Source organism: Streptomyces sp. NPDC052236 (assembly GCF_044548015.1).
GTDB lineage: Bacteria > Actinomycetota > Actinomycetes > Streptomycetales > Streptomycetaceae > Streptomyces.
On record NZ_JBIUBL010000007.1, the window covers coordinates 164,547 to 175,655 of the forward strand.

Annotated in this window: 8 protein-coding genes; 1 reads left to right on the forward strand and 7 read right to left on the reverse strand. The window is 70.9% G+C overall.

Translation table 11 applies throughout. From position 1 onward, the window contains the following. Positions 1–133 precede the first annotated feature (133 nt). The 6 genes from ACIHCQ_RS14565 to ACIHCQ_RS14590 form a co-directional block, all read right to left on the reverse strand. Positions 134–3,085, reverse strand: coding sequence for a M14 family zinc carboxypeptidase (locus ACIHCQ_RS14565; RefSeq protein ID WP_399661766.1), 2,952 nt, complete (start codon positions 3,083–3,085; stop codon positions 134–136). A gap of 208 nt (positions 3,086–3,293) precedes the next feature. Next, on the reverse strand, positions 3,294–4,283 hold the full coding sequence (whiA, locus tag ACIHCQ_RS14570; protein ID WP_399661767.1) for a DNA-binding protein WhiA: 990 nt from the start codon (positions 4,281–4,283) through the stop codon (positions 3,294–3,296). Then, complete coding sequence (yvcK, locus tag ACIHCQ_RS14575; RefSeq protein ID WP_399661769.1) at positions 4,274–5,320, reverse strand: uridine diphosphate-N-acetylglucosamine-binding protein YvcK; 1,047 nt, start codon at positions 5,318–5,320, stop codon at positions 4,274–4,276. Before yvcK ends, whiA begins: the two co-directional genes overlap by 10 nt. Beyond that, entirely contained in the window at positions 5,317–6,294 is a 978-nt protein-coding gene (gene rapZ, locus ACIHCQ_RS14580; protein WP_399661771.1) for an RNase adapter RapZ, read from the reverse strand. Before rapZ ends, yvcK begins: the two co-directional genes overlap by 4 nt. Beyond that, entirely contained in the window at positions 6,291–8,363 is a 2,073-nt protein-coding gene (uvrC, locus tag ACIHCQ_RS14585; RefSeq protein ID WP_399661773.1) for an excinuclease ABC subunit UvrC, read from the reverse strand. The genes rapZ and uvrC overlap by 4 nt, the downstream gene beginning before the upstream one ends. A gap of 69 nt (positions 8,364–8,432) precedes the next feature. Continuing rightward, a complete protein-coding gene (locus tag ACIHCQ_RS14590) occupies positions 8,433–9,227 on the reverse strand; it encodes a hypothetical protein (protein ID WP_399662034.1) in 795 nt (264 codons plus the stop codon). Between the two features lie 221 nt (positions 9,228–9,448). Between ACIHCQ_RS14590 and ACIHCQ_RS14595 the strand changes: the two genes are divergently transcribed. Continuing rightward, the gene (locus ACIHCQ_RS14595) at positions 9,449–10,405 is read left to right on the forward strand and encodes a hypothetical protein (RefSeq protein WP_399661775.1); all 957 of its coding nucleotides are present in this window, start codon (positions 9,449–9,451) and stop codon (positions 10,403–10,405) included. A gap of 55 nt (positions 10,406–10,460) precedes the next feature. Here the strand turns inward: ACIHCQ_RS14595 and ACIHCQ_RS14600 are convergent, their stop codons facing one another. Continuing rightward, on the reverse strand, positions 10,461–10,895 hold the full coding sequence (locus tag ACIHCQ_RS14600; RefSeq protein ID WP_399661777.1) for a Rieske (2Fe-2S) protein: 435 nt from the start codon (positions 10,893–10,895) through the stop codon (positions 10,461–10,463). Between the last annotated feature and the right edge of the window lie 214 nt (positions 10,896–11,109).

The following is an 11,109-nucleotide window of genomic DNA, read 5'->3' on the forward strand; positions in this document are numbered from 1 at the left end:
GACCTCTTACGACCCTACCGCTCTGGAGGCCCGGGGATGACATCGAGAGGGGCCGCGCGTGGCTCGGCGGCCCGTACCCCCCGGTAAGGGGGTACGGGCCGCCGGATTCAGGCCTGATTTCGACCGTACAGGGTCAGCGCCGCAGCGCGCCGAGTGCCCTGCCGATGAGCTGCTTGCGCTCGGCCGCTCCGGGCACGTGCTCCAGGCCGAAGCCGAGTAGCACGGTGTCCTTCGTGGTGACCGCGCTCGCGGACGGGAACAGGTCCTGGCTGCGCGTCCAACTGCCGCGCAGCGCCGGGCTGCCCTCCGGTGAGGCGACGGCCGTCCAGGGGCCGAGTGAGGCTTCGAAGCCCTCGGCTCCCTGCTCGCCGCCGCCGGTCACCAGCTTCGTGTCGTCCACGAAGATCCCGCGACCGCCGTCGCTGGGGTCGGTGACGTAACTGACCGCGACCTCGATCTGCTTGCCCGCGTAGGCGCTCAGATCGAACGAGACGGCGCGCCAGCCGTCGGAGGCCGCGGTGAAGGAGTTCCAGGTGCCGGTGGTTCCGCTCGCCGTGCAGGCGCTGGACCCGACGGTGAGATAGTGGCGCAGGAAGGGGTGCTGATTGACGTAGAAGGCCTGGTCACACTGGGTGGGCACGGTGGTCTGCGTACCGCCGTTGGCGTCCGGCAGCGTCGTCCAGTCGTCCTGGCCGACGGTGTGGACCTCGACGATCGCGTTGTCGTAGCCGGGCTCGGTGTTGAAGCTGAGCCGGAAGTCCAGCGCCGGCTTGTCGGCCGCGCTCGTGCCCGTCAGGTCGAGCGGACGGGCCAGCCGCATCCAGGAGGAGTTGCGGTGCGAGGCGGCCATGTACCACTCGCCCTCGTACGGCGAGAAGGGCATCGTCACGCCCGGGTAGTCGCCCGCGGCGGCGCTGCTGAACTGCGGGAACTGCGCGGCCGGGAGCGTGTCCGAGGTGATCGTGTACGCGCCTGCGGCGTCCAGGGGGTTGCCCGCCGCGCCGGCCAGTGGCACGGAGCCGCCCGCCAGTCGTCCCGTACCGAGGTAGCTGTTCGCGCCGGCCAGTGAGGCACGGCCGGACGCGCCGAGGTAGTACTGGGCGAAGTCGTCGCTCACGGCGCCGCCGAGGTTGGCGTTGCCTCCGGCGCGCTCTCCGGCGTTGATCAGCTTGCCGCCTTCGTTGACAAACGACCGTACGGACTCGGTGGTGGCCCAGGAGGGGGCCGCGGCGCCGGTGTACCAGACCACCGTCTTGAAGTGGCTCAGCACGCCGAGCGGGTCGGGAGTGCCCTGGGTGGCGACGTCCCAGGCGGCGGCGCGCCGGCCGTTGTCGGCCAGGGCCTTGGTGTACGCGGCGGCGTGGACCGCCGGGGCGGTGCCGCCCTCTTCCGCGATCACCAGCGTGTCGGCGCGGGGCCGTTCGGCGACGGTGTAGGTGAAGTGCTCGCTGGAGGCGGTCTTCCCGCCCTTCGTACGGCCGGTGAACCAGACCTCGACGGTGTCGCCGACGTCGGCGTCTTCCACCTCGGCGCGGTAGTCGTCGAAGTGGAGGTTGTCCTTGCCGCCGTACGTCTCGCCGCCCTTCCAGGCCTTGAGGTCCTCGTCGTGGGTGCGTCCGCCGTTGATCCGGTAGTTGAGCTCCTTGTCGCGCAGCGACTTGCGGGCGGTGACGGTCACTTCCTGGTCGCCGCCGCGGGCGTAGGAGGTGGTGAAGGTGTCGGCGGTGAAGTCCGCGGCCTTCAGGCCCAGCGAGGACGACGGCTGGTCGGGGTGGGCGGCGGTCTCGGCGATGGAGAGCGCGAACGGGATGTTCTTGGCGAACTCCTGCTGGATCAGCTTCTCGTCGTCGGGGAAGGTGAAGACGGAGGCGCAGTCGGCCGCGTTCCAGGCGTCGTTCGGGTCGACCCGGGAGGCGGTGGCGCAGGTCGACATCTCCGGGGTGTACATCATCATGCCGTTGACGTTGGCCGCATGTCCGTCGGCCTCGCCGTTGGTGATGTAGAGCTCGGAGGCGACCTGCGGGTGGTAGCCGGGGATGGCCGGGTTCTCGGGCGTACCGGCGAGGGATTCGTAGAGGACGTCGTCCGGCGAGGGGGTGTCGACCTGCCAGCCGACTCCGTACAGGATCAGCTCGGCCGCGGAGTGGTAGTTGATGCCGTACTCGAAGCCGATGCGCTTCTGGAAGGCGTCCAGAGCCTTGGTCTCGGGCTCGGAGCCGGGGCCTGTGCCGCGGTAGGTCTCGTCGAAGGGGTCGGGGGACGAGCCCTCGTTGTCGTAGCCCCACTTGTACGAGAAGTTGCGGTTGAGGTCGACGCCGTCGCCGGGCGCGATCTTGCCGTCGCCGTTGTTGTCGCGCAGGTTCTTGCGCCACTGGCGCTCGTCGGTGCCCGTGAAGGTGTAGTCGTAGCCGTCCGGGTTCGCGGAGAGAACGAACCACAGCTCGGTGGAGTCCACGATCTGGGTGATCTGCGGGTCCTTGCCGTAGTTGGCGAGGTAGTGGTGGAGCAGCCGCCGGTTCATCTCGGGGGTGATCCACTCGCGGGCGTGCTGGTTGGACAGGTACAGGGTGGAGGGCTTGGAGCCGTCCTTGTACTTCTTGGCACCCTTGCTGACCTTGAGGGCGAGGATGTCCTGGCCTTTGACGGTCTTGCCGATGGAGACGACCTTGGTGAGGCCGGGGTTGGCCTGTGCGGTGGCGAGGATCTCCTGCTTGAGGCCTCCCGCGCCGCCGTACGGGCGGAAGACGCCGTCGCCGGCGGCCTCGACACGGCTCTCGGCCTTGGCCGAGATCGTGTGCTCGGCGAGGGGGATGCCCTTCACCCGCAGCTCGTCGGCCTGCTGCTCGGTGAGGTAGAGCTCAATGGTGGCGGTGCCCTTGTCGGGTACCTGCTCACTCAGTTCATGGCCGTCGGTGCCTGCCGCCAGAAGCAGCGGGACCTGCGCCTTGGTGACTTGTGCACGCCATACAGAGAGTCCGTCGTCACCGCCGCCGTCGCCTTGTCCGGCCTGGGCGATCGGCGCCGCGGCCAGTGTGGCCATCAGCAGTGAAGCCGCCGCGAGGATCGATCTCGCTCTACGTCTCATTAGCCCCCCTTGCAGTTGTCTGCCACAGAAGTGGTCAGTTGCCAGGTTCATGCCTCTTCATGATCATGCCAAGAATACGGGACCTGGCCGATTTCGGAAGGCGAAACGCGGCTGCCGACTCCCTCGAAGGAAGTCGGCAGCACGGGAGTTGCGGAGGCACGCTCGCGGAGGCGCGCTCAGGGCTGCCGGCAAGGACAGGGGCGCGGGCTCAGCCGACGAGGCCGTCCGCCATCTCCTCGGTGAGGTTCGACTCCGTACCGGGAATGCCGAGGTCCTGCGCCCGCTTGTCGGCCATCGCCAGCAGCCGGCGGATCCGGCCCGCGACCGCGTCCTTGGTCAGCGGCGGTTCGGCGAGCGCGCCCAGCTCCTCCAGCGAGGCCTGCTTGTGCTCCATCCGCAGCCGCCCCGCGGCGGCCAGATGCTCGGGCACCTCCTCGCCCAGGATCTCCAGCGCGCGCTGCACCCGGGCGCCCGCGGCGACCGCGGCACGGGCCGAGCGTCGGAGGTTGGCGTCGTCGAAGTTGGCGAGGCGGTTGGCGGTGGCGCGCACCTCGCGCCGCATCCGCCGCTCCTCCCACGCCAGTACGGATTCGTGCGCCCCGAGGCGGGTCAGCAGCGCGCCGATCGCGTCCCCGTCGCGTACGACGACACGGTCCACGCCGCGCACCTCGCGCGCCTTGGCGGCGATCGAGAGCCGGCGGGCCGCGCCGACCAGGGCGAGCGCGGCCTCCGGACCCGGGCAGGTGACCTCCAGCGAGGAGGAGCGGCCCGGCTCGGTCAGCGAGCCGTGCGCCAGGAACGCGCCGCGCCAGGCGGCCTCCGCGTCACAGGTGGCCCCGGAGACGACCTGCGGAGGCAGCCCGCGGATGGGGCGGCCCCGGCCGTCGACCAGACCGGTCTGGCGCGCCAGCTGATCGCCGCCCCCTACCACCCGTACGACGTAACGCGAGCCGCGGCGCAGTCCGCCCGGCGCCATCACCATCAGCTCGGAGGTATGCCCGAAGATCTCCAGGATGTCCCGCTTCAGCCGGCGCGCGGCAATGCCGGTGTCCAGCTCCGCTTCGATCACAATGCGCCCGCTCACCAGGTGCAGTCCGCCCGCGAACCGAAGAATCGCCGAGACCTCTGCCTTTCTGCAGCAGGTGCGGGTGACGGGAAGCCGGGAGATTTCGTCCTTCACCGCTGCCGTCATCGCCATGGGCCGATCCTTCCATGCATCCGAAAAATACGGTCGTACGCGGCGGCCAACAGCTCCGGATCATGGACCGGACCCCTGTCGGGCGAGGCCACTGGGCCCAGCTCGACCGCGGCGCCGAACCGCTGGGCGGCGTCGACGAGGGAGTCGCGGTCGGGCACTGCGGCCTCGTCGGCCAGCACCACGTCCAGGGCGAGTTTAGGCGCGTGTCGTCCCAAAACCTCCAAATGACGCTGCGGTGAGAAGCCATCTGTTTCACCCGGCTGAGGGGCGAGGTTGAGTGAGAGGACGCGGCGGGCCCTCGTCACTATCAGCGCGTCCAGCAGTTCGGGCACCAGCAGATGCGGAATCACCGAGGAGAACCAGGAGCCCGGGCCCAGCACCACCCAGTCGGCGTCCAGCACGGCGGCAACGGCCTCCGGGACCGCGGGCGGGTCGTGCGGCACCAGGTGCACGGACTGCACCTCGCCCGGCGTCAGCGCGACCGTGGCCTGGCCGCGCACTGTCTGCACCTCGTCCGGGCGGGCCGGGTCATGGCCCCGTACCAGCGCCTGCAACTCCAGCGGCACGGCGGACATCGGCAGCACCCTGCCGTGCGCGCCCAGCAGCTTGCCGACCAGGTCCAGCGCCTGGACATGGTCGCCGAGCTGCTCCCACAGGGCCACGATCAGCAGATTGCCGACCGCGTGTTCGTGCAGCTCGCCCTGGGACTGGAAGCGGTGCTGGATGACGCGGGACCAGGTCTGGCCCCAGGCGTCGTCGCCGCACAGCGCGGCCAGCGCCTTGCGCAGGTCACCGGGCGGCAGCACGCCGAGCTCCTCCCGGAGCCGGCCGCTGGAGCCGCCGTCGTCGGCGACGGTGACGACCGCGGTGAGATCGCCGGTAATACGGCGCAGGGCGGTGAGCGAGGCGGACAGCCCCATGCCGCCGCCCAGCGCGACGACCTTGGGCTGGGCGCCGCGTTTGACTCCGGGGTTGAGTCCCGACAGCGCGTGCGTGGCTCTGCGCAGGCGCCGCAGCCGGAGATTGCGTCCGGTCACTCGCGCCCCAGGTCCCGGTGGACGATGACGGTCTCAATTCCGGCGGAGGAAAGGCTGGCCGCGAGCCTCTCGGACGTGGCGACGGAGCGGTGCTTGCCGCCGGTGCAGCCGACGGCGATGGTCACATACCGCTTGCCCTCGCGGCGGTAGCCCGCGGCGATCATCTGGAGCAGCTCGGTGTAGCGGTCGAGGAACTCCTTGGCGCCGGGCTGGTTGAAGACGTAGTTCGAGACTTCTTCATTGAGGCCGGTGAAGGGCCGCAGCTCCGGGACCCAGTGCGGATTCGGCAGAAAGCGCATGTCCACGACAAGGTCGGCGTCGACGGGCAGTCCGTACTTGAAGCCGAACGACATGACCGTCGCGCGCAGCTCCGGCTCCTCGTCGCCCGCGAACTGGGCGTCCATCTTGGCGCGCAGCTCGTGGACGTTCAGGCTGGAGGTGTCGATCACCAGGTCGGCGTCGCCGCGCAGCTCGCGCAGCAGATCACGCTCGGCCGCGATGCCGTCCACGATCCGGCCGTCGCCCTGGAGGGGGTGCGGCCTGCGGACCGACTCGAAGCGGCGGACCAGGGCCTCGTCGGAGGACTCCAGAAACACGATCCGCCGGGTGACCTGCTTGGCGTCGAGGTCGGCGAGGGACTCGCGGAGGTTGTCGAAGAAACGCCGGCCGCGCACGTCGACCACGACGGCGATACGGGCGACATTGCCCTGTGAGCGGGCGCCGAGCTCCACCATCGTGGGGATCAGCGCGGGCGGCAGGTTGTCGACCACGAACCAGCCGAGGTCCTCCAGGCACTTCGCGGCGGTGGACCGGCCGGCCCCCGACATTCCCGAGATGATGACCAGCTCGGGGATCGCCGCCGTATCGGCGGTCCCGGCGGGCTCGGTCGTGGCGCCGGGCTCGGTTGGTGCGCCCGTACTGCCCGTACTGGCCGTACTCACGTCTGGTGCTCCGTCTCCATGGTGCTCAGTCATGCTGTGCTGCCCCCGTCATTCTCTTCAATGATCTCTCCTGTTGCCGTATTCACGGCAGGGGCGGCCGGAGCCGCCTGGGCAAGGGCCACGACGACGGACTCCGCCGTCTTGCGTCCCATGCCGGGAACCTCGCAGATCTGCTCGATTGTCGCCTGCTTCAGGCGCTTGACCGAGCCGAAATGTTTGATCAGGGCCTGCTTCCGGGTGTCGCCGAGGCCGGGGATCGTGTCCAGCGGGCTGGTGCGGATGCGGTGGCGGCGCTTGGAGCGCTGGTAGCGGATGGCGAAGTCGTGGGCCGTGTCGCGGATGCGCTGGAGGAGATACAGCCCTTCGCTGGAGCGGGGCAGGACCACCGGGTCGTCGTCGTGCGGCAGCCAGACCTCTTCGAGGCGCTTGGCGAGGCCGCAGACGGCGACATCGTCTATGCCCAGCTCGTCGAGGGCGCGCTGGGCGGCGGCCACCTGGGGCTGTCCGCCGTCCACGACGACGAGCTGGGGCGGGTAGGCGAAACGCTTGGGCCTGCCGTCGTCCTCCAGGACCTGGCCGGGGGCCGCCGCTCCGTCTGTCGTCGGGCCCTCGGAGGTCTCGGCGCCGTCGGGCGTCTGGCCCTCGGGCGTCTGGCCCTCGGCACTCATGGGGCTCTCGGCACCGATCCACTCGCCCGTTCGGTCCTTCTCCGCCAGATACCGCTTGAAGCGCCGGCCGATCACCTCATGCATCGACCGGACGTCGTCCTGGCCCTCGAAGCCCTTGATCTGGAAGCGGCGGTACTCGCTCTTGCGCGGCAGTCCGTCCTCGAAGACCACCATGGACGCCACGACGTCCTCGCCCTGGAGGTGCGATACGTCAAAGCATTCGATCCGCAGCGGAGCGGAGTCGAGGCCGAGGGCCTCGGCGATCTCCTCCAGGGCGCGCGAGCGGGTGGTGAGATCGCTGGCGCGCTTCGTCTTGTGCAGCCCGAGCGCCTGCACGGCGTTGCGCTGCACCGTCTCCATCAGGTCCTTCTTGTCGCCGCGCTGCGGGATGCGCAGCGAGACCTGCGAGCCGCGGCGGTCGCTCAGCCACTGCGTGACGGTGTCGGAGTCCTCGGGGAGTGCCGGGACGAGGACCTCCTTGGGTACGGCGTCGCCGCGCTCCTCTCCGTACAGCTGCTGCAGGGCGTGCTCGACCAGCCCGGCGGTGTCGACGGCCTCGACCTTGTCGGTGACCCAGCCGCGCTGGCCGCGGACGCGTCCGCCGCGTACGTGGAAGATCTGCACGGCGGCTTCGAGCTCGTCCTCGGCGACAGCGATGAGATCGGCGTCGGTGGCGTCGGCGAGGACGACGGCGTTCTTCTCCAGGGCGCGCCGCAGGGCCCCGATGTCGTCACGCAGGCGGCCTGCCTTCTCGTACTCCAGGTCCTCGGCCGCCGCCATCATCTGCTTCTCCAGGCGGCGTATGTACGTCCCGGTGCGGCCGGCCATGAAGTCGCAGAACTCCTCGGCCAGTTCGCGGTGCTCCTCGGGGGTGACCCGGCCCACGCAGGGCGCGGAGCACTTGTCGATATAGCCGAGCAGACAGGGGCGGCCCTTCTGGACGTGGTTCCTGAAGACCCCGGCGGAGCAGGTGCGTACGGGAAAGACGCGGAGCATCAGATCGACGGTCTCGCGGATCGCCCAGGCGTGGCCGTACGGACCGAAGTAGCGCACGCCCTTCTTCTTGGCGCCGCGCATGACCTGAACGCGCGGGAACTCCTCATTGAGGGTGACCGCGAGATACGGATAGCTCTTGTCGTCCCGGTACTTGACGTTGAACCGGGGGTCGTACTCCTTGATCCAGGAGTACTCCAGCTGGAGCGCCTCGACCTCGGTGGAGACCACGGTCCACTCGACGGATGCGGCCGTGGTGACCATGGTGCGGGTGCGGGGGTGCAGACCGGCCAGGTCCTGGAAGTAGCTGGCGAGGCGCTGGCGCAGGCTTTTGGCCTTCCCGACGTAGATCACCCGGCGGTGCTCGTCGCGGAATTTGTAGACCCCCGGTGAGTCGGGGATCTGTCCCGGCCTGGGGCGGTAGCTGGAGGGGTCTGCCATGCCGTCCACCCTACTGGCGGACAGTGACAGTGCGGTCGGCTCAGTGCTGGGAGCAAGGCGCCCGCGTCCTCAGGTGCGGCGGCGCATCCGGAGGGCCGTCATACCGCACAGGGCGAGGGCCGCGAGGGCGCCCGCTCCGGAGGCCGCCGATGCGAGGGTGACCGCGCTCCCCCGGTAGGCGGGGCCCGCGGCGGGGCCGCCGTACGCGTAGGCGGTCCGGACGCGGCGCTGGTAGGCGGCGAGTGTGGTGCCACGGCTGCCCACGGCCCGTCGGGCGTCGTCGTCGAGCGGAAGAACCCGCTCGCCCTTGCTGACGTACCAGGCGTCGATCTGCGGTTCGTGGAAGACCCTGCCGCCGGGCAGCTTGCGGGCGCCCTGGCGTACGTAGCGGATCTCGTCGTCACCGGCGGCGATGCCGACCACCTGCCAGTCCGCGCCCCGGCGGGCCGTCCAGACGGAGGCGGAGCGGCCGTCGGACGACACCGCCTGCCCGGCCAGGTACTCCAGCCGGGCGACGGGCGCACCCGGCTTCCCGGCCACGAACTCAGGAGCGAGGGTGTAGACGGGGAGGTTCACCTCCACCTCCACCTCCACCTCCACCTCCGCGTCCACGCCTACGTCCTCGACGCGGGGGTCGGCTGCGGCTGGCGGGCGGGCGAAGAACTGGGACAGGCTCTCCAGGGCGGCGGGAGCGGTGGCGGCGCGGTGGGCCTCCGCCAGGTCTGCCGCGGAGGGACCACCACGGGCTCCGGGGCCGGTCCCGGCCGCGGTGGCCGTGCCGGGGGCGCCGAGGGAGAGACAGGCCGCGAGGACAGCGGTGGCAGAGGCTCGCGTGGTCCTCTTGGTCGCGCTCGTCGCGCTCATCGCGCTCATGTCGTAACCGTAGATCACATACGAGTGTCCACGGCCCCTCGTGAGGTAGTGCTCGTCGTGGCCCGCGTTGACGCCGCTGTCCAGCATCGGCCTTCATCGGCCTTGTCGAGCGCAGGTCGACACGCTTCAATGCGGGGTGACATGGCGCTGACATGGCGCAGTGACCGACACGGCACTGTGAACGGTGCGGCCCCAGAGCCGCTGGAGGACCCATGGGGCACGCTGAGGCCGAAGAGCTGTCGCAGATGCTGCACACCGGCCCGTTCCATCTGGCGCTGCGCGCCGCGCTCGCGGTACGCGGGCTGCCGCTCCAGCGCGTGCAGCACCATCTCGCCCACCGCGGCATCAAGGTCGGGGTGACCAGCCTCAGTTACTGGCAGCAGGGCGCACGCCGCCCGCAGCGTCCCGAGTCGCTGCGCGCCGTACGCGCCCTGGAGGACGTGCTCGGGCTGCCCGGGAACTCCCTGATCCGGCTGCTCGGACCCGGTGAGGGCGACGATGGCGGCGATGGCGGCGAGCACGGAGACAGCGAGGCCCTGGCCGCGCGCTCGTACCGCTCCCTGGTGGAGGGCTCCGGCGTGCTGGAGCGGCTGCTCGCCGACCTGGGAGCGCCCGCGGACGGCGCACTGCACACGGTGGGTCACCACGAGCGCGTACGGATCGGGGCGGGGCGCGAGGTGCTCGGGCGAGACTCGCACCACGTCGTACGCGCCCACCGCGACGGCGTCGACCGCTATCTGGCCGTCCACCGCGGCGCGCCGGGCCGCGACCCGGCGGAAGTGACGGTGAGCGCTCTGGAGAATTGCCGTATCGGGCGGGTGCGGTGGCACCGGGAGAGCGGGGTGCTCGTCGCGGAGCTGCTGTTCGACGCCCGGCTGCGGGCGGGCGAGACGTACCTCTTCGGCTACGGCTTCGAGGACGGGACCGGCGGGCCGCCGAGCGGGGAGTATGTGCGGGCTTTCAGCTGCGCGGGCGGGCAGTACGTCCTGCAGGTGCGCTTCGACCCGGCCGCGCTGCCGGTGCGTTGCCGGCGGTTCGCGCAGGCGGCGACGGGCGCGCCGCGGGGCGCCCGGACGGACCTGCCGCTGAGCGGCCCGCACCGTACGGTGCACCTGGTGGAGCAGGGCGTACGGACGGGGATCCTCGGGATCAACTGGGACTGGGGCTGATCACCAGCTGATCGCCAGCTGATTGCCGGGCGGGTCCTGAGGGAGGCGGGCGCGGCTATTGCTGCGCGTCGGGGCCCGCGATGAGCTTGCCGCCCTCCGCCTTGATCGGGACCTCGGGGAGCGGCACGGTCGCCGGGCCCTGAAGCGCCTTGCCGGTCGTCACATCGAAGCGGCTGCCGTGGCAGGGGCAGTTGGCCTCGGTGCCGTCGACCTTGTCGAGGACACAGCCGGCGTGGGTGCACTGGGCGCTGAATGCCTTGTACTGGCCCTTTGCCGGGCAGCTGACGACGAGGCGCTCCTCGCGGTAGAGCCTGGCACCGCCGACCGGTACGGCGTCGGCCGCGCCGAGGTCCACGGGCGCGGTCGGGGTGGGCGTCTGGGCATGACCGAGCTTCGATTCGGTGGAGCAGGCGGCCACTCCCAGCCCGGCGACACCGGCGAGGGCGGCGCCTTTCAGCACGGTGCGGCGGGCGGCGGGCTGGCCGGACATGAAGACTCCACGGGTCAGGGCGGTCGGTCGGACGGGGCGCCCGTGACAACCCCGACGATACCGGCGGAGCGGGGTGCGCCTGCGGTGCGGGGTGCGCCTGCGGCGGGCTTGCCCCCACCCCGCCCTTTCCCGTAACTGGGGCTCCGCCCCGACCGCGTACCGCCCTTCGGGCCGCGCGCCTCAATCGCCGGACGGGCTCTAAAGAGCCCCGCCG